This window comes from Sphingomonas sp. 179-A 2A2 NHS (assembly GCF_045371305.1).
In the GTDB taxonomy this organism is placed as follows: domain Bacteria; phylum Pseudomonadota; class Alphaproteobacteria; order Sphingomonadales; family Sphingomonadaceae; genus Sphingomonas.
Map to the genome: position 1 here is coordinate 73,476 of NZ_JBIQDE010000005.1, position 24,791 is coordinate 98,266.

The following is a 24,791-nucleotide window of genomic DNA, read 5'->3' on the forward strand; positions in this document are numbered from 1 at the left end:
CACGATCGGGAGGAAGGCAGAAGATCACGGGCCTGCCAGCAACAGTCGCGAAATATCACGCACGGTGAATGGCTTGGCCATTCTGTCGTTCCGGAGCCACGACTTTACTTGTTCGCGGCGATGATCAGGACGCGTTCGCCAGCACTTCCTCGATACTGCGGCTGACGTCCCAGCGCTCGCCATCATCCGCGCGACGCTCACCGGCATAGACGACCTCGACACGCACCGGCAGACGGGCAGCGGCAAGCGCGCCGCCGAACAGGCGCTCGATCGCGACGCGGCCGTTCTCGCGCGCCTTGCGCAAATTCTCAGGGTCGCGCGCCTTCTCCGCCACGACGTTGCTGGCCGTCAACGCGACCTTGCGCTGAAGCTCCGTCATCGCATCGCGCGAGACATAGACGCCGGACGTCTGATCCAGCGTGACCTGCGAATGATCGATATTGGGCGCGCCGGGCACCACGTCCGGCACCTCGACCAGGAGCACGCGGCGCTCCGGATCGAAGCGGAAATCCCCTGCATCGAGCCGCCGAACGTCGACGAAATAATCGACCGAGAAAGGCGCTTTCACGACGCGCGAGGAATTGAGCCAGCCCCACAAGCGGCTGGTGGCGCCCGTCGCCTGGACGGTGCCGGTCAACCGGCTGACGCGAAGGTCCGCGCTGGTGTGAAGGGTCGCGGCGACGACACGGGCGACGGCGAGGCCGGAATCGTCGGTCGCCACAACATGCCGGTCGTTCCACCAGCGATAGCCGGCGAGCGTCGCCACAACGATCGCGAAGGCCAGCGCCAGCCCGATCGCGGCGACCGCGACCCCGCGCCCGTCAGGCCGCATCCGTAGCGTGCCACGCTCCATCCGCAGACCGCACCAGCCCGCGGCGATCGAGATCGATGAGGTGCGCCAGCACCGACCGTTCCGCAGCAGGATAGAGCCGCTTGTCGACCCCGACGTACATCTTCTCGACCATCGCCGGAATCTCGGCCGTGCCGGCCCGCAACAGCCGCAGGATCTGGCCTTCGCGCTGCTTGCGATGGCCGAGCAGGCCGCGCACCAGCCGCTGCGGCTTCTCGATCGCTTCGCCATGGCCGGGATAATAGACCCGGTCATCGCGCGACATCAGCTTTTCGAGGCTGGCCATGTACGCGGTCATGTCACCATCGGGCGGCGATACGACGCTGGTGGCCCAGCCCATGACGTGATCGCCGGAAAACAGCGCCTGCGTCTCGCGCAAGGCGAAGGCGAGGTGGTTGGAGGTGTGCCCGGGCGTCGCGATCGCCTCCAGCGTCCAGCCGGTGCCGGACACCGTCTCCCCTTCCGCCAGCACGCGATCGGGGGCGTAATCATGATCGAAGGACGCATCCGACCGGGGGCCATCGTCTTCCAGCGCGAAGGGCGCGGCGCCGACGATCGGCGCACCGGTATCTGCCTTCAGGCGCGGCGCGCCGGGGCTGTGATCGCGGTGATGGTGGGTGATGACGATCGCCACCACCGGTCGCCCGGCGACGGCCGCCAGCAGCGCCTCGTGATGCGCTTCGTCCGCCGGGCCCGGATCGATGATCGCTACATCCGCGGTGCCGACGATATGCGTCTGCGTGCCGGTGTAGGTGTAGGCCGAAGCATTGGGCGCCAGCACGCGCAGGACCAGCGGCTCGAGCTGGATCGGGATACCGGTGGGCGGCTCATCCATGGCGCAGCAGATGGCTGCTCACGCCGCGGATGACAAGCACAAGCGATCAGTTCTCCTCGGCCTCGTCACCAAGCCGCTCCAGTTCCTCGTCCAGTCTGGCGAGGGTCTGCTCGCGCGCCTCCGCCGGCATGCGGTGGTTTTCGGCGACGCGATGGCGCGCGGCGAGCATGGCGTTGCGGGTGGAGACCATCGTCAGCCGCCTGATCTTCTCCGCGTTCATCGCGCTTGCCATTGCCCGTGCCTCGGCGCGCGCGCTGGTCCGCTCGATCCGATCGGTGCAGATGGTGATGCGGCGCTTGCCGTCGACCACATCGTGCTCCACCACCGGACGCTCGACATCGCCCTGGCAGCGGGCCGAGCGCACCTCGGGCACGTTGACCGCGACATGCATGTTGGCGGGCGTCATCGTGCGAACATGCACGTTAGGCACTGATGGCGCGGCCGGTGGCTGCGGCGGCTCGGGCGGGACAATCGCAGCTGCGGCGGGCGCAGCCGGGGCCGCTGGTGCGGTCGCTGCCGGCGCGTCGGGCGGCTCAGGGGGCAACGGCCCGGGGTTCGCGGCGATCCAGGCTTCGGCGGCGGCGCCCTTCATCTCGGTGCGCTTGCCGTCGCGCTCGATGACGACGCGGACGTCCTGCACCGGTGCGGCGATCGCCGGGACGACATCGGGGATGGCGACCTTGGCGGCCGTCTCGACGCTCGCGCGCATCCGCTCGGCGGCCTGGGTCCCAGATGCGGTGAGGGCAAGCGCCCCTGCCCCGCTGACCGCGATGGCGCCGAGCCCCGCGAGCGCGCGGCCGCGCGAGATGCGGCTCATGCCGAGCATGCGCAGCCGCCCCTTCAGATCATCGACGGTGTGCAGGTGGCAGGCGGCGGCGATCGCGCCGCCATGCGCCGCCTTCACGATCGCACAGGCATAAGCGTGGCGCGCTCCTTCGCCGAGGCGGGCGAGGACGCGCGCGTCATTGGCCATTTCCTGATCGGCGCGAAAGGCGCGGAAAGCATACCAGGCCAGCGGGTTGAACCAGTGGACCGCGAGCACGCCAAGCGCGATCCAGTTGGCGACCAGATCGCCGCGGGCATGGTGGCCAAGCTCGTGCGCCAGCGCCAATTCCCGCTCGTCCGCATCGTAGCGGGCGGCGAAATCGCGCGGGAAGGCGACGTAGCGGCGTGCGATCCCGAAGGCGAGCGGCCCGGCCGCGGCGGCGCTTTCCACCACCCGAACCTTGCCGATCTCGCCGACCAGCGTCGCGCGTGACAGGAGCCGGCGGCGGAAGCGCGCATAGCTCGTCAGATGCCAGCCGAGGAACGCCGCCGCCCCCAGGCCCCACAACAGGGCGAGGGTGATACCTGGGGTAAGGCTAGGGAAAGCGGCGGCGCCATCGGTGGCGGCAGGGACGATGAAGATCGTGACCTGCTGCCCGACCTGCGAAAAAGGCGCGGTAAAGGGTTCGGTGAAGGACGTGCCGAGCGGCGCGGCGACGCTTTCGCGCAGCCCCTGCGGCAAGGGCGGAAGAAGGAGGCGGAGCGCCGGCAGCGCCCAGAGCGCATAGGCGACCGGCGCCCCGAAGCTGCGGCGGACGGGGCCACGCAGCAGGAGGACCAGCGCGATGAGGATGGCGGAGGCGACGAGCGCCTCGACCGCCCAGGGGACGAGCGCGCTGAGAGCGGGTGCGCTCACCGCCGCGCCGCTCATTGCTTGAGCGCCTTCAGCAGGCTTTCGATCTCGGCAATGTCCTGCGCCGACAGTTCGTCCCGCTCCGCCAGATGCGCGACGAGCGGGGTGAGCTTGCCGCCGAACAGCCGGTCGATCAGGCGGCGCGATTCGCCTGCGACATAATCGCTGCGTTCGACCGCCGGGCGGTAGAGATAGCGACGGCCGTCCTCTTCATGGGTGATGGCGTTCTTGGCGAGCAGCCGGCCGAGCAGCGTCTTGACCGTATTGGCGCTCCAGCCGCGATCGGGATCGACCCGTTCCGCCACCTCCTGCGCGGTGAGCGGGCTATCGTCCCACAGCACCTCCATCACGGCATGTTCGGCATCGCTGATCCGTTCGGCCACGACTCGCTCTCCTGCAACTACACTAGTAGTCACATTGTTTACGGGTGTAGTCAATAGCCGCGCGACGAAGCTGCGCCGAAGTGACGCGCGCGCTGATCAGGGGCTGATCAGAGACCGAGCACCTGCTTGGCGATGATGTTGCGCTGGATCTCGTTCGAGCCGGCGTAGATCGGCCCGGCGCGCTCGTTCATGTAGCGCAGCGGTGCGAGCGCATGCCACGTCTCGCCGGAGACATAGCCATCCGCCGGCGGCGTGTGGCCCGGCACCGCGCCGCCCGGCATGGTGGCGTGCGGCTGATAGACGAGGCCGCGGTCTCCGGCCGCTTCCATCGCCAGTTCGGTGAGCGTGCCGGCAAGCTCGGTACCCATGATCTTCATCATCGAGGAGAGCGCGCCGACGCTGCCGTCGTCATTGGCGGCGGACAGCAGGCGAAGCTCCATGATCTCCAGTACGTCGGCGCGCACGCGGGCACGCGCCAGCTTGGCGGCGAATACCGGATCGTCGATCAACGGCGCGCCGTCGCTGCCGGTCGTCTCCGCCGCGTGGCGTGCAATCGCGTCCGCCCGCGCCTTCAATGCCGGCGCATAGGCGTTGCCGCCGCGCTCGAATTCGAGGAGATATTTCGCCACGCTCCACCCGCGGTCGATCTCGCCCATCACGTTTGCCTTGGGCACGCGTACGTCGGTGAAGAATACCGCGTTCTGCACCTGCTCACCCGACGTCATGGTGAAGGGGCGCACCTCGACGCCCGGCGTCGTCATGTCGATGAGGAGGAAGGTGATGCCCTGTTGCGGCCGGCCTTCCTTCGAGGTGCGCACCAGTGCGAAGATCCAGTTCGCCTCGTTCGCGTGGGTGGTCCACACCTTCTGGCCGTTGACGATAAGGTCGTCGCCATCCTCGACCGCGCTGGTTTGCAGGGAGGCCAGGTCGCTGCCCGAATTGGGCTCCGAATAGCCCTGGCAGAAGAAGACCTCGCCCGACAGGATGCGCGGCAGGAAGAATTGCTGCTGCTCCGGCGTGCCGTATTTCATGATGACATAGGCGACCATCGAGATGCCCATCGGCGACAGGCCAGGGGCGCCAGCGGCGATGCGCTCGCGGTTCCAGATGTAATGCTGCGCCACCGTCCAGTCGGTGCCGCCGTGCTCGGGCGCCCAGTGCGGCGCGGCCCAGCCCTTGGCGACGAGGATCTCCTGCCACTTCATGCTTGCTTCGTGATCGGCGTAGACGCTGGTGGAAAGCTGGCCCGCCCGCTTCAGCTCCGGGGTGAGGCTGGTGGCGAGGAATTCCCGCACTTCCGCCTCGAACGCCTGCTCTTCCGGGCTCCAGTTCAGGTCCATCGCCGCTCTCCTCATGTCCCGCGGGGTTGCACCCCCGTCATCAGGGTCTATGTCGCACGGCGATCTCCATATCCGCAAGGCGAGTGCTCCTGATGGCTGACGAATTCGACTTTGACGTTCTCGTGATCGGTGCCGGTCCGGGTGGCTACGTCGCAGCGATCCGCGCGGCGCAGCTGGGCCTGAAGACCGCGTGCGCCGAAAGCCGCGAGACGCTGGGCGGCACCTGCCTCAACGTCGGCTGCATCCCTTCGAAGGCGATGCTTCACGCGAGCGAGTATTTCGACGCGGCCGCCAATGGCGCGATGGCGAAGATGGGCGTGAAGGTGACGCCGGAGCTGGACCTCGACGCGATGCACGGCCAGCGCCGCGAGTCGGTGAAGAGCCTAACCGGCGGCATCGAATACCTCTTCAAGAAGAACAAGGTGACGTGGCTGAAGGGCCGCGCCAGCTTCGAGGACGCGCACAGTGTCACCGTCGACGGGCAGAAGGTGACCGCGAAGAACATCGTCATCGCTACCGGCTCCAGCGTGACCCCGCTGCCGGGCGTGACGATCGACCAGAAGGTGGTGGTCGATTCGACCGGCGCGCTCGAACTGCCCAAGGTGCCGGAGCATATGGTCGTGATCGGCGGCGGCGTGATCGGACTGGAGCTTGGCTCGGTCTGGCGGCGTCTGGGTGCGAAGGTGACCTGCGTCGAGTTCCTCGACCAGATCCTGCCGGGCTTCGACGGCGACGTGCGCAAGGAAGCCAACAAGATCTTCAAGAAGCAGGGCATCGAGTTCAAGCTGGGCACCAAGGTGACCAGTGTTGCCGTGAACGGTGACAAGGCGACGCTGACCGTCGAACCGGCGGCGGGCGGCGAGACATCGACGATCGAGGCGGATTGCGTGCTGGTGTCGATCGGCCGCAAGCCGAACACCGACGGCCTGGGGCTGGAGAAGATCGGCCTCACCCCGAACAACCGCGGCCAGATCGAAACCGACCACGATTTTCGCACCTCGGTTTCCGGTGTCTGGGCGATCGGCGACGTCATTCCCGGTCCGATGCTGGCGCACAAGGCCGAGGACGAGGGCATTGCCGTTGCCGAGAACATCGCCGGTCAGCATGGCATCGTGAACCATGATGTGATCCCGTCGGTGGTCTACACCTGGCCGGAGATCGCGGGCGTCGGGCTGACCGAGGAAGCCGCCAAGGAAAAGGGCGAGATCAAGGTCGGCAAGTTCCCGATGATGGCGAACAGCCGCGCCAAGACCAACCACGAGCCCGACGGCTTCGTGAAGGTGATCGCGGACGCCAAGACCGATCGCGTGCTGGGCGTGTGGTGCATCGCGAGCGTCGCGGGCACGATGATCGCGCAGGCGGCGCAGGCGATGGAGTTCGGCGCGACCAGCGAGGACATCGCCTACACCTGCCACGCGCACCCGACGCATTCGGAAGCGATCAAGGAAGCCGCGATGGCGGTGCAGGGCAAGCCGATCCACATCTGATCGCGTTCGCCTCATTCAACAGCATTTCTCGTCACCCCGGGCCCGTGCCTGGGGTGATGTTGCATTTGGCAAACTCGGATGGCCTGGCGTTGACGCTCGATTACGCATCACGGCATAGGCGCCTCCAGAGGGAGAGCAGGCGGCCCACATCCTTGTGCGATCCCGTCGTCTCGTTCCTTGTTGCATCGTTGGACAAGCGAGAGAGAACGAGATGAAGGTTGCGGTTTTCGGGCTCGGCTACGTCGGTCTCTCCAACGCGGTGCTGCTGGCGCAGCACAATGAGGTGGTTGCGGTCGACATCACGCCAGAGCGCGTCGCGATGCTGAATGCCCGCAAGTCGCCGATACTGGACGACGAACTGCAGCACTTCCTCGCTGATAAGCCGCTGAACCTCACCGCGACGCTCGATCCCGCCGAGGCGCTGGCCGGCGCGGACTACGTAATCGTGGCGACGCCGACGAACTATGATGTCGAGACCAACAAGTTCGATACTTCGTCCGTCGAGGCGGTGATCTCTACGGCGATCGCGCACAACCGCAATGCTACGATCGTCGTGAAATCCACCATCCCCGTCGGCTTCGTCGACGACGTTCGCCAGCGGCTCAACACTGACCAGGTGATCTTCAGCCCGGAGTTCCTGCGCGAAGGCCGGGCACTGCACGACAACCTTCACCCGTCGCGCATCATCGTCGGCGAACAGTCCGAACGCGCCCGCATCTTTGCCGATCTGCTGCTTGAGGGCGCGGTGAAGAAGGACGTCAGCATCCTGTTCACCAACGCCCGCGAGGCGGAGGCGATCAAGCTGTTCGCCAACACCTACCTCGCGATGCGCGTCGCCTTCTTCAACGAACTCGACAGCTACGCCATCGCCGGCGGCATGGACACGCGCCAGATCATCGACGGCGTCGGCCTCGATCCGCGCATCGGCACACACTACAACAATCCCAGCTTCGGCTATGGCGGCTATTGCCTGCCCAAGGACACCAAGCAGCTCCTCGCCAATTATTCCGAGGTGCCGCAGAACCTGATCCGTGCGATCGTCGACGCCAACCGCACCCGCAAGGACTTCCTCGCCGACCAGATCATCGCCCGTCGCCCTAGGACGGTGGGCGTGTTCCGGCTGGTGATGAAGGCGGGATCGGACAATTTTCGCCAGTCCTCGATCCAGGGCATCATGAAGCGGATCAAGGCTAAGGGCATCAACGTCGTGATCTACGAGCCCGCGATGCAGGAGGAGGAATTCTTCGGATCGCGCGTGATCCGCGATGTCGCCGAGTTCAAGCAGGCCGCCGACGTCATCATCGCCAACCGCAACACGCAAGAGCTGGCGGACGTGGCCGAGAAGGTCTTCACCCGCGATCTGTTCGGATCCGACTGACCGGTCGGACAGGATCGGTTGAGCACATCGAGAGCGCGGGCGGCGGCTATTCTGTCGCTTGCGCATCGCCCAAAGGTTCAGGCCGCAAGCGCGGGCACGTCGTAACAATAATCGCAGCTCTTCGCGGCGATACTGGCCGTAACGGGATTTACGGGCTACTCGACCGGCCCAGCAGCCGGAGCGACCCCAGTTGATGATCCAGGTTTCCGAGCAACAGCGCTACAGCGATATCTTCGTCGGCGATGGCGAGATGGCCCGTTTGATGCGGGCACATGACTGGAGCGCGACGTCGCTCGGCACCCCGGAAACATGGCCCAATGCCCTCAAGGTCGCGCTTCGCCTGCTGCTCACCTCGCGGTTCGAGATGTGGCTGGGCTGGGGCCCGGATATCAATTTCTTCTACAACGACGCCTATCAGCCGACGCTTGGCATCAAGCATCCGAAATCGCTGGCGACGCCCACCCAGATCCTGTGGGCGGAAATCTGGGACGACATCAAGGATCGCCTGGCCACCGTCTATGAGAAGGGCGAGGCGACCTGGGATCGCGCGCTGCTGCTGCTGCTGGAGCGCAACGGTTATCCCGAAGAGACGTACCACACCTTCTCCTACAGCCCGCTGATCGGCGACAGTGGAAAGGTCGAGGGCGTGTTCTGCGCGGTTTCGGAGGAAACCGATCGCGTGATCAGCGAGCGGCGGCTCGCCTCGCTGCGCGAGCTCGCCTCTGCGCTCACCACCGCGCAGGACAAGGCGGAAGTGGTGGAGGCGGTGCAAACCGGCCTGTCGCGCAATCTTCAGGACCTGCCGTTCAGCCTGGTCTATCTGTTCGGTGACGACCGGACACCGCATCTTGCGGCCGCTACGGGGATCGCGCCCGAGGATCCGCTGGCGGCGCCTGAGCCTTGGCGGATCGAGCGCCTGCTGAGCGACGGGCGGATCCTGGTCGAGGACGCGCCCCCCGGCACGCTGCCGCAGGGCGCTTGGAGCAAGCCGCCGACGAAGGTGGCGATCATCCCGCTTGCCGGGCAGAGCGGGCGGCGCGCGCGCGGCGCGCTGGTGGTGGGGCTCAATCCCTTCCGTCCAGCAGAAGAGCAATACCTCAGTTTCCTCGAACTGCTCGCCGGGCAGATCGCCGCCGGGCTCGTCCGCGCCGAGATCATGGAGCAGCGCACCCGCGAGCGGGACCGGGTGCACCAGCTGTTCCGCCAGGCGCCAAGCTTCATGTGCATCCTCGCCGGCCCGGAACACCGGTTCGAACTCGTCAACGACGCCTACATGCAGCTCGTCGGCCATCGCGACCTGATCGGCCGCCCGCTGCGCGAGGCGCTGCCGGAGATCACCGGCCAGGGCTATTTCGAGCTGCTCGACAAGGTGAAGACCGAAGGCAAGCCATTCGTCGGGCGCAACATGCCGGTGATGATCCAGCGCAGCCCGGACTCGGAGCCGGAGGAGCGGTTCGTCCACCTGGTGTACCAGCCGATCTTCGATACCTCCGGCAAGGTCTCCGGCATCTTCGTCGATGGCTATGACGTCACGCATCAGAAGCGCGCCGAGGATCAGCTGCACCAGATGAACCAGACGCTGGAGCAGCGCGTCAGCGAGCGCACCGCGGAACTGCGCGAGGCGCTGGACCAGCTGCACCACGAGGCGCGCGAGCGTGAGATCGCCGAGCGGGCGCTGCGCCATTCGCAGAAGCTGGAGGCGCTGGGCAAGCTGACCGGCGGCGTGGCGCATGATTTCAACAACCTGCTGCAGGTGGTCAGCGGCAATCTCCAGCTGCTGGCACGCGACGTCGCCGGGAATGCGCGTGCCGAGCGGCGGGTGGAAAATGCCATGGCCGGCGTCACCCGCGGCGCGAAGCTCGCCTCGCAGCTGCTCGCCTTCGGCCGGCGCCAGCCGCTCGAACCCAAGGTCATCAATCTTGGCCGGCTGTTGCGCACGATGGACGATCTGCTTCGCCGCGCGCTTGGCGAGGACGTGGAGATCGAGACGATCGTTTCGGGCGGGCTGTGGAACACGCTGATCGATCCGAGCCAGATCGAGAATGCGATCCTGAACCTTGCGATCAACGCGCGCGATGCGATGGAAAATGGCGGCCGCCTGACGATTGAGGCGAGCAATGCCTTCCTCGACGACGAATATTGCCGCCAGCATGCCGAGGTGACGCCGGGCCAATATGTCGTGGTGGCGGTGACGGACACCGGCACCGGCATCCCGAAGGAGCTGATCGAGCAGGTGTTCGAGCCGTTCTTCAGCACCAAGCCCGAAGGCAAGGGAACGGGCCTGGGCCTGTCGATGGTCCATGGCCTGGTGAAGCAGAGCGGCGGGCATCTGAAGATCTACAGCGAAGTCGGCGAAGGGACGACGATCAAGCTCTACCTGCCGCGTGTACTGCAGGACGAGGACGTGTTGACCGACATCAGCGCGGCGCCGGTGCTGGGTGGATCGGAGACCATCCTGGTGGTGGAGGACGACGATGGCGTGCGCGAAACTGCCGTCTCGCTGTTGTCCGAACTCGGCTATCGCGTGCTGAAGGCGCGCGACGCGCAGGGCGGGCTGAACGTGATCGAAAGCGGCATCCCGATCGACCTGCTGTTCACCGACGTGGTGATGCCGGGCCCCCTGCGCAGCCCGGAGCTTGCGCGCAAAGCCAAGGAGCGGCTGCCGAACATCGGCGTGCTCTTCACCTCAGGCTATACCGAGAACGCGATCGTCCACCACGGCCGGCTCGATCCCGGCGTGGAACTATTGTCAAAGCCCTACACGCGCGAAGCGCTGGCGCGGAAGATCCGGCATGTGCTGAGCCTCAGCCGGGCCGAGAGCGAGGGGCAGCCCGCGTAGCGCGAGCGGCTGCTCAGTCGGCGGCAAGCCAGGCTGCGCAGGCGAGATCCTGCACGATGCTGCCGAGTGACTTGTAAAGCGTCACGTCCGTTGCCGTGACACGGCCGGGGAGCGTGCCGGCGAAGACCTCGCCGATCTCGCCCAGCACATGATCGTCGCCGACCAGCCCGGCCGCCTTGGCGTTCAGGAACTCGGCGCCCTGGCTCAGCACTCCCGCTCGGTGATCGGCAAAGAAACGCGATCGTACGACGAGATCGTTGGCGATTTCCGCCGGGCCGGCGCGGCTCGATCCGACGGCGTTGATATGGGTGCCCGGCGCAACGTCGGCAGCGAACAGGAACGGCTCGCTGGCGGCAGTGACGGTGCAGATGATGTCAGCCTCCGCGACTGCCTCGCGCGGCGATGAAGCGGCCCGCGTATCCATCTCCGTCGCGAGCTGCTCGGCCCGCGCGCGATCACGGCCCCAGACGATCACCTCGCTAAAACTGCGGACTGCGCGCAGCGCCTCGATATGGCGGCGGGCCTGTTCACCGGTCCCGAACACCGCCAGCCGTTTGGCGTCCGGCCGGGCAAGCGCCTCGGTCGCACCAGCGGACGCGGCGGCGGTGCGGATCGCGGTCAGCACGCCCGCGTCGACCACCGCGCGGGGCGCGCCGGTGGCGGGATCGAAGATCATCACCAGCCCCTGATGCGACAGGCCGCCGCGCGCGACATTGCCGGGGAAGACGCTGACGAGCTTGGCACCGAACGCGCCGCCGTCGAGCGATCCCGGCATGACGCCGAACGCATTCTCGCCATCGAGATCAATGATGCCGCGCAGCAGCTGGCGCGTCCGCCCGGCCGACAGCGCCTCCATCGCTTCGCGCACCAGCGCAATCGCGACGTCATAGGTCAGCCGTTCGCTCACCTCCGCGGCGGTGATCATGCGGACCGTCATGCCTCTGCCTCCCTGGCGATCCGCCGGCGGAACAGGCGGATCAGCAATGTCGCGTTGAGCAGCATCACCACGCCGTAGATGTTCTGCGTCACCGCCATCGGCAGGCTGCCGAGGACGGTGAGCGTCAGGAACAGCGCCAGCGTCGCATTCTGCACGCCCGTCTCGATTGCCAGCGTCATCCGGTCGCGCGTGTCGAGGCGCAGCAAGCGCCCGGCGAGCAGCCCGCACGCCATGGCACTGATATTCAGCGCGTAGATCGCGGGCGTCGCCGCGACGAGGTTTGCGATCACCATCTCGAAGCTGACCGCGACCGAAAAGCCAATCACCGCAACCAGCACGATCATCGCAGTGGGCCGCAGCCGGCGAGCGATGCCAGCGGCGGCATCGGGCGCGAAGCGGCGGACGATCATGCCGGCGGCGATCGGCAGCAAGGTGATCCGCGCAAGCTGCGCCATAGTCGCCAGCGCGTCGAGCTGCGGCACCGCCGCCTCGCTGCCGCCGAGGAACCATGGCACGGCCCAGCGCAGCAAGAGCGGAATGGTGAAGACGGTGACGATGCTGGTCATCACCGTCAGCACCACGGCCAGCGCGACATTGCCGCGCCCGACGAACGTCAGCGCGTTGGACGTGGTGCCCGCCGGGCAGATCGAGACGATGAAGAGGCCGAGCGCCAGTTCCGGCGGCAGGCGGAACAGAAGGCCGATTCCAAGGCCGAGCAGCGGCAGCACCAGCAGATGGATGCCGAAGCCTGCAACCACCGCACGCCCGCCGCGCAGGATGCCGGCAAAGTCGCGCGGCGCCAGCGTCAGCCCCATGCTGAACATGATCAGCGCCAGCCCGCAGGGCACCAGCAGCTGGTTGACGAAGGCGATGAGCTCCGGGCTCATGCGCCCCACACGTCGCGGGCGTAGCGCAGGAAGTTGCCGCCCATGATCTTCTCGATCCGCGCCGCCTTGTGGCCGCGCTGTTCGAGGAGGGCAATCAGGCGGCGATATTGCGTCGGCCCGCTCAGATCCTCGACGAACGGCAAGGTATCCGGGTTTTCGCCGCGCGCGGAGATGCCAGCGGCCTTGCGCTCGGCGATCTCCTGCCGGATCGCGGCGCGATAGGCGGCGATGTCGTCCACCGCCGTCGTGCCGCCATCGGTGCCGATGCCGACATGATCCTCGCCGCAGACCTTCACCGCATGTTCAATATGCGCGACCACGTCGGCCGCGCTCGCAACGCTCGACGGGTTAAGGAACGGCATGAAATAGATGCCGACGAACCCGCCCTTCGAGGCGACCAGCCGCAACTCCTCATCGGTCTTGTTGCGCGGCATGTCGGTGAGCGCGCGGCAGCCGGTGTGGTTGATCGAGATCGGCTGTGCCGACAGCCGCGCCGCCTCAAGGCAAGTGCGCTCCCCGCTGTGCGACAGATCTACCATCACGCGATTGGCGTTGAGCCGGGCGATCACCTCGCGCCCGAACGGCGTGATACCGCCGTTCTCCGGGGCCATCGATCCACTGCCAACCGCATTGGCGGGATTGTACGTCAGCTGAATCACCCGCACGCCAAGATCGGCGAACGTGTCGGCGCGAGACGCATCATCGCCGAGCATGGTGGTGTTCTGGAAGCCGTAGATGACGCCGATCCGCCCCGCCGCATAGGCACGCTGCATGTCGGCCGCGGTGTGAATCTTGGCCAGCGCATCGGGGCGCGCACGGATGCGGCGATCCCAGATGCCGATGTCGCGAACCGTCGCCTCGAACGGATCGCCGGCGCCGGAGACATGGCCCAGCGTGATGTTGATCGCGTCCATGCCGGAGGCGCGCGCATCATTGACCACCCGGTCGCTCAGCAGCGCGCGCTCCTCCGCCGGCACCGCGCCTTGCCCCCGCGGCGCATTGGGATCGCTGAACCCGCCCAGCGCATTGACGATCAGCATGTCGCGCGCCGGCGCTTTCCGGGTCTGTGCGACGGCGCCCGAGGCGCTGCCCGCGACGAGCCCGGCAAGAACGGTGCGGCGATCAATCACGGCCAAGCTCCTCTTCAGTCACGTCGCGGAAGTCCTCGCGCGGATAGGCGCGGCCGCGCTTCACGGTCATCACCACGCTACGCATGTTGGCGATGTCGGCCAGCGGGTCGCGCGCGAGAACGACGAGGTTGGCGAGCTTGCCGGGCGCGATCGTGCCCATCTCATCCTCGCGGCCCATCGACTTGGCGCCGACCAGCGTTGCGGAGCGGATCGCCTGCGCCGGCGTGAAGCCGGCCTTGCGCACCAGCAGCTCAAGCTCGTCGAACAGGCCGGGGTACGGCGCGCCCGCGCCGGTATCCCCATCGGTGCCGGCGGCGATCTCGATCCCGGCGCGGTGCGCCTGGGCGGTCAGTGCGGCGGCGAGATCGAGCGAACAATAAGCCGGCGGCCCCCCGGCGCGCGCCCGCGCCTCGCCCTCCTGATAGACCCGCAATGTCGCATCGAGCAGCATGCCGCGCCGGCGCATGTCCGCGAACAGCGACGCCATCACCGGGTTGCGACCGGCGAGGAACGGCGCCGGATCGATCGGCACGCGCTGCTGATAGCTTTGCGGCCGCTGGTCGACCGCCTGATAGGCGAGGTAGCAGCTGTGCGAGACGACGTCCGGCCCGGCGGCGATCACATCGGCCGGGGGCGTCGGGAAGACCATGCCGTGCGCCCACACCTGCATCTTCTGCCGGTGCGCCTCTTCGGTGATGCGGGCGATGAGCGGCGCGGGGAGGTTCGCGTACACCTTGATTGCGCTCGCCCCCGTGCCGCGCGCCCGCGCTACTGCGAGCGGCAGATCGGTGCGGTCATCGATCGCCTGCATCCAGGCGCCCTCGCCCGGCTTCACCCCGGCGCTGACGGCGAGCACGCGCGGATCGTCAAAGAAGCTCGGCCCAGCGAACAACGCGGCATAGACGAGGTCGGGCGAGGCGATTTCCGCGACCTGCGCGGCGCGCGCCAGTTCAGCGACGGCGCGAAGATCGTCCGCCATGATCCGCGTCGCGGTGATGCCGCTGTAGAGATCGCGGCGCATCAGCGCCTCGGCCCGGCGGCGATTGGGCGGCGTCGCGACATGCTGATGGCTGTCGATCAGCCCGGGAAGAAGGTAGCGGCCGCTGAGGTCGACGATCGTCGCGCCGGCAGGAAGAGCGCGCGCGAGCTGGGCGTCGGGCGCGACCCGCTGGATGCGGTCGCCGCGGACGATCACCGCCATGTCGCGCAGCGGCGCGGCGCCGGTGCCATCGAGCACGGTTGCATGGCGATAGACGGTGGTCGCCGGCGGCGCGGGCTCGGCTGGCGCCGCCCCGCCCGTCACGACAGCGCCCGCCGCCATGGCGACCATTGCCGCCACACGCCTCATCAACCGCATCCCTTCCCCCCCCTTGCGTCATCGCCCCAGCCCGGCGGCCTTCTTCGGGCTTCCGCGGCGAAGGACAAGCGCTTTGTGTCGTCTTGCGGACAATTGACGCCTGAAAATGGCGCGCGGGCCCCGTGGAGCGATCAGTAGATGTCGCGGCGATAGCGGCCCTCGGCGAGCATCGCCTCCAGCACATCCTCGCCCAGCATCTCCGCGAGCACATGGTGGACCGCCGAGGCCATGCCCACCATGCTGCCGCACACGTAGATCGCGCCCCCGTTCGCGACGGCATCGCGCACGATCGGCGCAGCGTCTGCGAGCGCATCCTGGACGTAGCGCCTGGGCACGCCGCGGGACCAGGCGGTGTGGCTCGCGGCGAGGACGCCCGCGCACTGCAGCCGCTGCCGTTCCACAGCATGGAAGTCGTCATGATCCGGATGGCGTTCGCCGAAGAACAGCCAGGCTGGCCCAGCCCCTAGCGTCCCGGCACGCTGGCGAAGATGCGCCATCAGGCCGGCAAGGCCCGTACCGTTGCCGATCAGGATCATCGGGGTCGCCGGGTCTTCCGGCGCGTGGAAGGCCGCATTGCTTCGCACCCGCGCCTTCACGATACCACCGATCGGCGCGCCGGCGGTGAGCCAGCCGGAGCCGAGGCCGGCAAAGCCGTCCGCGGCCTGGCACTCGCGCACGATCAGTTCGACGCGGCCGGACGGCGCGACCGAGGCAATCGAATATTCGCGGTGCGCGAGCGGCTTCAGCGTGTCGATATCGATCGGCAGTGGCTCGTCGAGCGGCAGGATTCGCGTCGCCAGCTGCGCGCGCAGAGCCGGCGTGTCGTTAAGTCCGTGGCGCGCGATGAAGGCATCCACGCGCCGCGGATCCTGCTGCGGCAGAATTTCCACGATATCGCCCGCGGCCCAGGCGGGCTCGCCCGCGGGTGGGATCAAGGCGACATGAAACGCGGCGCCGCCGCTGCTGCCGGGGTTGAGCAGCCGCCGCTCCGCCAGGCGCCAATCGCCAAGCTCCGCCGGCGCCCAATCCGGCTGGTCGGTTCGCGCGCCCAGGCCGGCGAGCTGCTGCTGCCACTGGCGCAGCGCGCCCGCATCCTCGTCGTCCACCTCGATCACGTCGAACAACCGCTCGGCCCCGCCAGCGTGGAGCCACTGGTCGACCTGGTGGCCGAAGGCGCAGAAGTCCGGATACTCGCGGTCGCCCAGCGCCAGCACGGCGTAATGGAGATGCGAGAAGTCACCGGGCGCCTCTTGCAGCTGCCGCGCGAAGCCTCGGGCCGCATCGGGCGGCTCGCCTTCGCCATAGGTGCTGGCGACGATCAGCAGCCGACCGACGCTGGCGATCCGGCCTGTATCGAGCGCGGCGATCGGCAGGACGGCCGAATCTGGCAGGGCCTGCGCCGTCAGCCGCGCGATCCGTTCGGCCGATCCGGTATGCGAGGCAAATGCGACGATCGTCGTCACGCCTGCCGCCGGCGGACCATCAGGCACCTGCGCCGATATGGCCTTCAGCGCTGCCTTGCGCCGTCGCCGCGCAAAGTAGAGCAGGAAGCCGGTGATGGTGAACAGCGGCATCGTGAGGCTGCTCAGCGTCATCGCGATCCGCCCCGGCATCCCCCAATAGGCGCCGCGATGCAGTTCATAGACGCTGGTGACCAGGTCCTCGCCCCAGCGACGATCCGCATAAGGGACGTGGGAGATGACCGCGCCGGTGGTGCCATCGATCATCAGTTCGTCCGAGACGCGATCGTGCCGCGCGCCGGGCAGCTTGGCACGAAACTCGACGGCGTGATCGCGCACGCTGGCAGTGATCCGCTCATAGCTGCGCCCGCCGGTCGCCCGCTCGAACCCGCGCCACGCGACGCGCAGGTCCGCGGGCTCGTCGCTCACCGGCATCGCACGGGCGACCTCGGCGCGCGCCGGCGCCAGCAGCCGCTGCGCACCGTCACGATACCAGCCGTAGGACCACCACAGTCCCGTGCCGGCGCTGATGAGGTAGAACAGGATCAGCCAGCTGCCGATCACCGTGTGCAGCGCACGATAGAGGTTGCGCCCGGTCTTGCGCAGATCGAGCACGAACCAGCTGCGCCAGTCGAGCGGGCGGCGCGGCCAGCGCAGATAAAGCCCCGACAGGGCGAAGAAGATCAGCGACAGCGCGGCAAAGCCGGTGACCCGCCGGCCGAAGCCATTGCCGTCACCCGGCAGCGCCATCCAGCGGTGTACCGACCTGATCGTTTCGAAGAAGGCCTCGCCGCGTGGTTCACCCAGCATCTGCCCGGTGGCGGGATCGAGGTAGCTCCGCTCACGCTTCTTCGAACCGCCCTCGGTGTAACGGACCACCGCGACACGCGTCGGATCACGCTCCACGATCAGCCGCGAGATGCGGATATCGGGCCGCTGCGCTTCGATGCGGGCGATAAGCTGCGGCCCGGTGAGCGGCGGCGTGGATGAAGGCGAGACCGTGATGATGCCGCGATTGGCAGCCTCGAGGATCTCCGCCTCGAAGCTCATCGTCGCGCCGGTCACACCCATCACGGCAAGCACGAGCCCCGCGGTGATGCCGAGGAACCAATGGACCTGGAAGAGCAGCGCACGGCCCATTCGCGAATCGTTCTCAATTAAGCTTGTTATTGCGAAGCACTCGCGTTAGGCGCCGCCTCCATTCTGGTCAATGCGGGGGGCATGTAGCGTGGCAATGACGGCGGGTTTGCGGAGCATCTGGTGGAGCAGCGCCGCGGTCATGGCGGTCGCGATTCCGCAGTCTACGCTGGCCGAGACGGCTGCTTCTCCCGAGGCGCCAGCCGAAGCACAGGGTAATCCGGACGGCTCCGTGGCCGACGAGGACATCGTCGTGACCGCGGCTCGCACGATCCTGCCGCCCAACGCGCTGCCGCTGACCATCGACGTCATCGAAAAGACCACGCTCGATCAGCAGATCGCCATTTCCGGCAGCATCACCGATGCCGTCGCGGTCCTGACGCCGAGCTTCTCCCCCACGCGCGGCAAGCTTTCGGGCGCGGGCGAGACACTGCGTGGTCGCTCGCCGCTCTATGCGATCAACGGCATCCCACAGACCACGCCGCTGCGCGACGGCAGCCGCGACGGCTTCACCATCGACGGCTTCTTCATCGACCGCGTGGAGCTGATCTACGGATCGAACGCGCTGCAGGGCGTCGGCGGCACCGGCGGCATCGTCAACCAGGTGACGGTCGGCGCCCCGCGGGCCGAGGGGATCACAGGCCGTGTCCTGCTGCAGGGCACGGCGGCGGACGGGTTCGAAGGCAACTCGCTCGGCGGCAAGGCGGCGGGCCTCGTCCAGTACAAGTCCGGCATCTTCGACGCGACGGTCGGCGCCTCCTATGAGCGGCGCGGCGTCTTCTACGATGCCGAGAACCGGCGGATCGGGATCAACCTGACGCAGGGCGAAACGCAGGATTCGCGCGCCTACAATCTTTTCGGCCGCTTCGGCGTCGAACTGGGCAGCACCGGACGCCTCGACCTTATCGCCAACCGCTACGAGCTGAACGGCGACGGCGACTATGTCGCGCTGCCGGGCAACCGCGCCACCGGTCTCCCGACCAGTGCGGTGCGTGGCGACGCGCCCGGCAAGCCGGCGGCGAACCGCGCGGAGGCACTGTCGCTATCCTATACCGACACTGATGTCGCGGGCGGCAATCTCACCGCGCAGCTGTTCTTCAACCGCACGTACGACACGTTCGGCGGCGAGCTGGCGCCGATCGCCACCTTCCAGGATCCGGCGATCGCCCCGCTCAATACGCTGTTCGATCAGTCCGAAAACCGGTCGCGCAAGATCGGCGCCCGCGCGAGCTACGAACGCGCCGTCCCCGGCTTCGAGGCGCTGGTCGCGACGATTGGCTTCGACGCCTTGTGGGACAAGACAGAGCAGCGGCTGATCGCCACCAACCGCATCTGGGTGCCCCCGGCGGATTTCCGCAGCCTTGCGCCCTTCGCGCAGGCGAACCTCAAGCTGTTTGACGGCAAGATGCGCCTGGCCGGCGGCGCGCGCTGGGAGAATGTGAAGGTCCGCATCGACGATTACCACACGCTCGCTTCCACCACGTACGACGGGCGCAACCCGGCGACGTTCGGCGGCGTGGCGGTGAAGGGCGGTGAACCCGGCTTCGATCAGGTGCTGTGGAATGGCGGCGTGATCCTGGAGCCGGTCAGCGGCATCCGCGCGTATGCAAGCTATGCCGAGGGCTTCACCATGGCCGACATCGGCCGCATCACCCGCGCGGTGAGCGTGCCCGGTACTGATCTCAGCAGCTTCCGCGCGATTGATCCCGTCATCTCCAACAACCGCGAAGTCGGCGTCGAGGTGAAGCGCGGGCCGCTGGATGCCAGCGCGACCTATTTCTGGTCGTCGAGCGACAATGGCCAGGTGCTCGTCGCGCTCGGCAACGGCATCTTCGAGGTGCAGCGGCAGCGGGTCGAGATCCAGGGCCTGGAGGTAAACCTGGGCGTCGCCATGCCGCTGAAGGGCCTGCGCCTATCGACCGGCTATGCCCATATCCTCGGTCGATATGACAGCGACAGCCGCGCACCCGACGGGGTGGTCGACACCGATCTCGACGGGACCAACATCTCGCCCGACCGGCTCAACCTCGCCGTGGATTACGCCAATGGCCCGGTGATGGCACGCGTGCAGACGCAATATTACCTCTCACGCAACTTCCGCGGAAAGGCGAACCCCGACCCGCGCAACAATTTCGCGGGCTATAACGTGACGGACGCATCGATCCGTTACCAGACCGGGATCGGCGGCTTCACGCTCAGCGCGCACAACATCTTCGACAATTTCTACATCGATTATAACAGCGACACGCGGCTGCCGAACGACAACCTCGCCTTCTTCGCCGGCCGCGGGCGCACGTTTACGTTGGGCTGGGATATGCGCTTCTGATCTGCCGCTGACCGTCGCCGGCGCGCCGCATCATGGCCGCGGGCCCATCGATAATCGGCAAGCGGCGACAATCTGGCCGCAATAGTCATTACGGATGCTTGCTGGCGGAAGCTCCGCGCCGTACCGATCGTCGTGATCTGGTTTTCGGAGCTTCCATGCGCGCCATTTTGCTTGCCACCACCCTGGCCTTGCTGTCCTCCACGGCAGGCGCGCAAACCGCAGCCGCGCCGGCAACCGCCGCCCCCACGACCACCGCCGATCCGGCTGCACCCAAAGGCCGGCTATCGGATGCCGCCACCCCCAAAGCCTATCGTCTCGACTTCACGATCCAGCCGAAGGAGCCCGGCTTCTCCGGACACGGCGAGATCGACGTGACGGTAAAGGCGCCGACCACCCGGCTCTACCTCCACGGCCGCGACCTGAAGGTGAAGGCATCGGCGCGGGTCGGCGGGCGAACGATCCCGGCGACCTTCACGCAGGTGGACAAGACCGGCACTGCGCAGCTCGATTTCGCGCAGCCGGTGCCCGCCGGCGCCGTCACCCTGGTGTTCGACTGGACCGGCAATTTCGGCGACAACGCGTCGGGCCTCTACCGCGTCAAGGTCGGCGACCAATGGTATAGCTGGACGCAGTTTGAATCGATTGACGCGCGCGCCGCTTTCCCCAGCTTCGACGAGCCGGGATTCAAGACGCCCTTCACCATCTCGATTACCACCGATCCCGGCTTCAAGGCGATCAGCAACGCGCCCGAGCAAGGCGTGACGCGCGCCGGCGCGCTGGAGAAGCACCAGTTCGCCGCCACCCGTCCGCTTCCCACTTATCTCGTCGCGCTGGTCACCGGTCCGTTCGTGCACCAGGTCGAGGCGATCGCGCCGACGCCGGAGCGTGCCGAGCCGCTGCCGCTCGGCATCGCGCTGACCCAGCCGCTGAAGGATAAGACGGCCTATGTGCAGGCTGAAACGCCGCGCATCGTGACGCTGCTGGAACGCTATTTCGGCACCCCCTTCCCCTTCCCCAAGCTTGACCAGATCGGCTCGCCGATCATGCCCGGCGCGATGGAGAATGCCGGCGCCGACATCTACGGCGACGGTATCATCGCGCTCGCGCCCGATGCGCCGGTGTCGCAGAAGAAGGTGTTCGGCATGGTGGTGGCGCATGAGCTTGCCCACCAGTGGTTTGGCGATCTCGTCTCCCCCGTCTGGTGGGACGATCTGTGGCTGAACGAAAGCTTCGCCAACTGGATGGGCTTTCGCATCGGCGGCGAATGGCGGCCGGAACTCAACATCGGCGTCGGCGGGCTGGAGGACGGCTTCTCCGCAATGAACACGGATTCGCTCACGGTTGGCCGCCCGATCCATGAGCCGATCACCGAGAATGCGAACATCGATTCCGCCTTCGACAGCATCACCTACGGCAAGGGCGGCCATGTCATCGCGATGATCGCCGGCTATCTCGGCGACGAGAAGTTCCGCGACGGCGTGCGCCTGCACCTGAAGCGCCACGCCTATGGCAATGCCGCGACGGCTGACTTCTTCAAGAGCCTGGCCGACGCGGCGCAGGACCCGCGCGTCGTGACCGCGATGCAGAGCTTCGTCGATCAGCAGGGCGTGCCGCTGATCACGCTGAAGCGCGACGGCAATCGCCTCGTCGCCAGCCAGTCGCGCTACACCTTCATCGGCCAGGCGCCGCAGCCGACGCGCTGGACGGTGCCCTTCTGCTACAGCGTCGCGGCGACGCGGAAGTGCACGTTGATCGACGGGCCGTCGGCGGTGATCGACGCGCCCGCCGGCAACGCCGCGCTGATGCCCAATGCGGGCGGCACCGGCTATTACCGCTTCGATCTGGAGCCCGCCGACTGGGACCGCCTGATCGCGACGTTCCCGACGATGACTGGCGCAGAGGCGATCGCCGCCAGCGACAGCCTGTGGGCCGCGTTCCGCGCCGGCCGGATGGACGCGCCCCGCCTGCTCGCCGGCACCGCCGCGCTTGCCGCCAATCCTGATTCCAACGCCGCGCTCGACGGCGCGCAGCGGCTTGCCGGGCTGAACCGCCGCGGCGTGATCCCCGCCGCCGCGGTGCCCGCCTATCGCGCCTATCTCGACCGCACCTTTGCCCCGCGTCTCGCAGCACTCGGCTTCGATCCGACGGCGGGCGCTTATGCCAAGGACGATCCCGACCGGCAGAAGCTGCGCGCGGACCTCGTCTCGCTGCTGGCGCGCGAGGCGGCGGACAAGGCCGTGCGGGCGAAGCTTTCCACCGCGGCGCAGCGCTACATCGCCGGCGACAAGGCCGCGATAGACCCGACCTATCTCGCCGATGGCTTCGCCGCGATCGTCCAGCAGGGGGGCCTCCCCGCCGCCAAGAAGATCATGGATCTCGGCCTCACCAGCGAGGATCCCGTGGTGCGCAGCGCCGCACTGGCCGCGGTCGCCGACAGCGGCCAGCCGGAAATCGCCACCTGGGCGCTCGGCTTCACTGACCCGCGCCTGCGCTCGCTCGAGCGTGCGACGATGCTGCTTCGCCTCGCGCATGCATCGGGCACCGTCGCGATGACCGGCGACTGGATCATCGCCAACATCGAGCCGTTGCTCGGCAACGCGAACGGCATCTTCGCCGGCCGCCTCGCCCAGTCCTTCACGATGCAATGCGGCGTCGACCGCGCCGCGCGCATTGATGCAGCGGTCGGCAGCAAGATCCGCGAAGCCGGCACCGGCGTCCTCGATTACGAACGCACGCTGGAAAGCATCCGCCTGTGCGGCGCGCTTCGAGATGCGAAGTCGGCGGAGATCGGGACGGCGTTGATGCGAGCACGGTGATCAGGTTGAGGCGAGGCACCTGCAGGCCGTAAGCCGGCGCATTTCGACGCTCGATCGCGATGTCATCGGTTCGCCTGCGGTCGGGAGGCCCGGCATCAAGCCAGGGGGACCTTCACGCTTCGTCCTCCTGTCGTTCCAGCCCGTCCAGCACCGCCTCGGGTGACACATCCTGCTTGATTTCGTCGAGCTCACTCGGGCGCACGGCGTCCACCCCCATCTTCCGCGCCATGGCGTCAACCAGCGCCACCAGCCTAGTCAGCTCATGCTCGGTGAGGAGGTTGATTTGGAGGTCGAGCTCCGACTGTCTGGCGGCAGCGCCCATCATCCGGTTCTGGCTGATGAGCACGAACGTCGAAAGGAAGATCGCCTCGACGCTCGCTTCCATCGCAAGCATCACGAAGCTGGGGTCGAACGGCCTGAGACCCGGCACGACACCCAGGTTGATGAGGATCCACGTGCCATAGGCCACTGCGTGGATCATCACGAAAGTCATGCTTCCCGCAAATTTGGTGATCGCGTCCGACACGCGCTCGGAGAGCGTGGCCTCGGCTTCCTCCTGCGCCCGCCGCTCCCGCATCCGCTGCATGTTGCGCTCCAGCACGGAACTGAGGCCGGGCGGTGCCGGGGACGGGTGGGTCAGGGCAGCGTCGTCCATCGCAGCGGGCTCCTCGGAGGATCAATGGTAACGCACCGGCAAGCCATGCGGCGGCAGCGACCCGTGACGCTCACCCACGCCCGCGCGCCGATCGCACCGGCAGCACGAGGCTGGTGACAAAGTTGCGCAGTTCGGTCATCCGCCTCGTCGGATCGGTGATCTGTTCATCGACGCCGAGCCGCCACGCGAGATCGCGCCGTTCGGGCTCCCCGTAAAGCGCCTCGATCAGCGCCGCATGTGTCTCCACATCGCTCGTCGCGCGGGCGAGCCCTTGTTCGATTAGGTCGTCCGCCTGCCGGCGCAGCGCGGCCGCAACCTCGCGCAGCGAAATCTCCGGATGATATTGGACGCCCCAGAAGACGCCCCCGTCGTGCCGGATCTCCGCTGCCTGGACGCGTGTCACGGCATTGGAGGCGAGCAAGGAGCCGCCTGGCGGCAACGCCTCCACCTCGTCGGTGTGGATCGCCGGCGCGTCGAACACGCGTGGCCGGCCTTCGAGGAGCGGGTGGCCCTCGCCGCTGGTCTGCCGCACGATTCGGCGCGCAAAGCCTGCCTCGCGACGCTCCCGCATCGACCGGACGGTACCGCCGGCCGCTACGACGGCGACCTGCAACCCGGCACAGGATCCGAACGACGGCGTGCCCGAGCGAAAAATCGCGCGCATGAACTCGATCTCGCGCCGCGTCTCGGGGGTGTCCTCATACAGATGCAGCGGAGAGCCGGTCAGGAACACCGCGTCATAGCTTTCCAGGGCGCCCAGTGACGGGATGCAGGTACCGCGATCCGCCGGCTTCACCCGATCACAGACGGCTCCGGGGACGAGATGGCCCAGGCGAGCGAGGAAGGTCTCACCCGAACTGCGTCCGACGCTCTCGCGGCGCTTCTCACGCGCAGCGGGCGGCTCACTTTCGGCGATCAGGAAGCGCATGCGAACTCGCGGCAAGAAGCGGCGCAGCATGCCGCGACAACAGATCTCGTCGAGGTTCTGCGGTTCTCGGGAGAGCCCGTGCTGTTACCGCAAGTCCGCGGCGCGCGAGCCTTCCAAGAACACCAATGGAAACAGAAGGTTGCAGTGCAAATGCCGATTGCGTCAGGCGGCGCGGCAGCTCCTGCCCAAGGGCGAACGCGAGCACGTGGCCGAGCTATCAAAGGGCGGTCAGCGCCTTATCGCACCTTGATGCAAATCTTCGCCGCACCTTTCGGGGTGGCCCGCCGAAGGCGCTCAACGAAGTTGATGGAGCGCGACGAAGATCACCGCCACTGAGCTATCGAATGCAGCGGCTGTCACCGTGGTCG

General features: G+C 67.4%; 17 protein-coding genes. 5 read left to right on the plus strand and 12 right to left on the minus strand.

Going from position 1 to position 24,791, the window contains the following annotated elements:
* Positions 1 to 124 precede the first annotated feature (124 nt).
* The 5 genes from ACH0AE_RS12310 to ACH0AE_RS12330 form a co-directional block, all read right to left on the minus strand.
* Positions 125 to 832: a hypothetical protein gene (locus ACH0AE_RS12310; protein WP_294444714.1), complete on the minus strand. Its 708-nt coding sequence runs from the start codon at positions 830 to 832 to the stop codon at positions 125 to 127.
* Complete coding sequence (locus tag ACH0AE_RS12315; RefSeq protein ID WP_294444713.1) at positions 822 to 1,685, minus strand: MBL fold metallo-hydrolase; 864 nt, start codon at positions 1,683 to 1,685, stop codon at positions 822 to 824. The genes ACH0AE_RS12310 and ACH0AE_RS12315 overlap by 11 nt, the downstream gene beginning before the upstream one ends.
* A gap of 46 nt (positions 1,686 to 1,731) precedes the next feature.
* On the minus strand, positions 1,732 to 3,366 hold the full coding sequence (locus ACH0AE_RS12320; RefSeq protein WP_406875767.1) for a M56 family metallopeptidase: 1,635 nt from the start codon (positions 3,364 to 3,366) through the stop codon (positions 1,732 to 1,734).
* An 11-nt stretch (positions 3,367 to 3,377) separates the two neighbouring features.
* Entirely contained in the window at positions 3,378 to 3,746 is a 369-nt protein-coding gene (locus tag ACH0AE_RS12325) for a BlaI/MecI/CopY family transcriptional regulator (RefSeq protein WP_294444710.1), read from the minus strand.
* Between the two features lie 107 nt (positions 3,747 to 3,853).
* Positions 3,854 to 5,086 carry an acyl-CoA dehydrogenase family protein gene (locus ACH0AE_RS12330; RefSeq protein WP_294444709.1) on the minus strand — a complete coding sequence of 411 codons (1,233 nt, stop codon included), beginning with the start codon at positions 5,084 to 5,086 and terminating at the stop codon, positions 3,854 to 3,856.
* Between the two features lie 92 nt (positions 5,087 to 5,178).
* Between ACH0AE_RS12330 and lpdA the strand changes: the two genes are divergently transcribed.
* The 3 genes from lpdA to ACH0AE_RS12345 all read left to right on the plus strand — a co-directional run bounded on the left by lpdA (position 5,179) and on the right by ACH0AE_RS12345 (position 10,790).
* Positions 5,179 to 6,573: a dihydrolipoyl dehydrogenase gene (lpdA, locus tag ACH0AE_RS12335; protein ID WP_406875768.1), complete on the plus strand. Its 1,395-nt coding sequence runs from the start codon at positions 5,179 to 5,181 to the stop codon at positions 6,571 to 6,573.
* Positions 6,574 to 6,784: 211 nt separating this feature from the next.
* Positions 6,785 to 7,951, plus strand: a complete 1,167-nt coding sequence (locus tag ACH0AE_RS12340) for a nucleotide sugar dehydrogenase (RefSeq protein ID WP_294444931.1) — start codon at positions 6,785 to 6,787, stop codon at positions 7,949 to 7,951.
* 193 nt (positions 7,952 to 8,144) lie between these two features.
* Positions 8,145 to 10,790 carry an ATP-binding protein gene (locus ACH0AE_RS12345; RefSeq protein ID WP_406875769.1) on the plus strand — a complete coding sequence of 882 codons (2,646 nt, stop codon included), beginning with the start codon at positions 8,145 to 8,147 and terminating at the stop codon, positions 10,788 to 10,790.
* A 13-nt stretch (positions 10,791 to 10,803) separates the two neighbouring features.
* Here the strand turns inward: ACH0AE_RS12345 and ACH0AE_RS12350 are convergent, their stop codons facing one another.
* The 5 genes from ACH0AE_RS12350 to ACH0AE_RS12370 form a co-directional block, all read right to left on the minus strand.
* Complete coding sequence (locus ACH0AE_RS12350) at positions 10,804 to 11,727, minus strand: ornithine cyclodeaminase family protein (RefSeq protein WP_294444929.1); 924 nt, start codon at positions 11,725 to 11,727, stop codon at positions 10,804 to 10,806.
* On the minus strand, positions 11,724 to 12,614 hold the full coding sequence (locus ACH0AE_RS12355) for a bile acid:sodium symporter family protein (RefSeq protein ID WP_294444928.1): 891 nt from the start codon (positions 12,612 to 12,614) through the stop codon (positions 11,724 to 11,726). The genes ACH0AE_RS12350 and ACH0AE_RS12355 overlap by 4 nt, the downstream gene beginning before the upstream one ends.
* Entirely contained in the window at positions 12,611 to 13,744 is a 1,134-nt protein-coding gene (locus tag ACH0AE_RS12360; protein WP_294444927.1) for a dipeptidase, read from the minus strand. Before ACH0AE_RS12360 ends, ACH0AE_RS12355 begins: the two co-directional genes overlap by 4 nt.
* Complete coding sequence (locus ACH0AE_RS12365) at positions 13,737 to 15,092, minus strand: amidohydrolase family protein (RefSeq protein ID WP_406875770.1); 1,356 nt, start codon at positions 15,090 to 15,092, stop codon at positions 13,737 to 13,739. Before ACH0AE_RS12365 ends, ACH0AE_RS12360 begins: the two co-directional genes overlap by 8 nt.
* A 140-nt stretch (positions 15,093 to 15,232) precedes the next feature.
* Positions 15,233 to 17,701: a PepSY domain-containing protein gene (locus tag ACH0AE_RS12370; RefSeq protein ID WP_406875771.1), complete on the minus strand. Its 2,469-nt coding sequence runs from the start codon at positions 17,699 to 17,701 to the stop codon at positions 15,233 to 15,235.
* Between the two features lie 139 nt (positions 17,702 to 17,840).
* Here ACH0AE_RS12370 and ACH0AE_RS12375 point away from each other — a divergent pair, with 139 nt between their 5' ends.
* Together ACH0AE_RS12375 and ACH0AE_RS12380 are read left to right on the plus strand one after the other, a co-directional pair.
* Positions 17,841 to 20,024 (plus strand): TonB-dependent receptor, encoded by a 2,184-nt coding sequence (locus tag ACH0AE_RS12375; RefSeq protein WP_406875772.1) that lies wholly within the window; start codon positions 17,841 to 17,843, stop codon positions 20,022 to 20,024.
* A 155-nt stretch (positions 20,025 to 20,179) separates the two neighbouring features.
* Entirely contained in the window at positions 20,180 to 22,840 is a 2,661-nt protein-coding gene (locus ACH0AE_RS12380; RefSeq protein WP_294444967.1) for a M1 family metallopeptidase, read from the plus strand.
* A 112-nt stretch (positions 22,841 to 22,952) separates the two neighbouring features.
* Here the strand turns inward: ACH0AE_RS12380 and ACH0AE_RS12385 are convergent, their stop codons facing one another.
* Both ACH0AE_RS12385 and ACH0AE_RS12390 read right to left on the minus strand, forming a co-directional pair.
* A complete protein-coding gene (locus tag ACH0AE_RS12385) occupies positions 22,953 to 23,495 on the minus strand; it encodes a DUF1003 domain-containing protein (protein ID WP_294444968.1) in 543 nt (180 codons plus the stop codon).
* A gap of 70 nt (positions 23,496 to 23,565) precedes the next feature.
* The gene (locus ACH0AE_RS12390) at positions 23,566 to 24,423 is read right to left on the minus strand and encodes a type 1 glutamine amidotransferase (RefSeq protein WP_294444969.1); all 858 of its coding nucleotides are present in this window, start codon (positions 24,421 to 24,423) and stop codon (positions 23,566 to 23,568) included.
* Positions 24,424 to 24,791: the final 368 nt, after the last annotated feature.